Origin of the sequence: Mesorhizobium sp. M4B.F.Ca.ET.089.01.1.1, assembly GCF_004022605.1 — a bacterium.
GTDB classification, from domain to species: domain Bacteria; phylum Pseudomonadota; class Alphaproteobacteria; order Rhizobiales; family Rhizobiaceae; genus Mesorhizobium; species Mesorhizobium abyssinicae.
In genome coordinates this window covers 1-487 of sequence record NZ_RZOS01001349.1, presented here as the reverse complement: position 1 = coordinate 487, position 487 = coordinate 1, and the positions used below count along the sequence as shown (strand labels likewise).

Sequence of the window (487 nt, the reverse complement as noted above, 5' to 3'; positions counted from 1 at the left end):
CCATGCAGTAGTTGGCGGTGAAAACCACATCCTTCGAGGTGACCGGCGAACCGTCGGACCATTTGAGGCCCGATTTCAGCTTCCAGGTGATCGACTTGAGGTCCTCGGCGACGCCGCCGTTCTCGACGGTCGGGATCTCCGCGGCCAGCCGCGGGAAAAGCACACCATTCTCGTCGTAACCGGCTAGTGGCTCGAGCACCAACGATGCTGCAATGACCTCTTTGTCCCCTCCCGCGAGGTAAGGATTCATCATCGACGGCGCCTGCCAATTCAGGATCTTGACGATGCCGTCTGCGCCGCGTTTGGCAAACGCAGACGTTACCAGTAAGGTAGCAATGACCCCCCCGGTTAGAAGCGATTTCAATCTAAACATTCTGTGTTCTCCTCTTTTTCTAATCAGGCTCGGCTAGTCGAGCCCGTTGCCTTACGCCAGATCCGTGCTCATAGGTCGCGTACTCGCTGTCGCGAACTTCGTGCGAGGGACCTT

At 57.5% G+C, this 487-nt stretch carries 1 protein-coding gene; it reads right to left on the bottom strand.

From position 1 onward, the window contains the following. Positions 1-373: ABC transporter substrate-binding protein (locus EN780_RS37485; RefSeq protein WP_245500305.1), on the bottom strand; the 373-nt coding region annotated here is incomplete at its 3' end. Between the last annotated feature and the right edge of the window lie 114 nt (positions 374-487).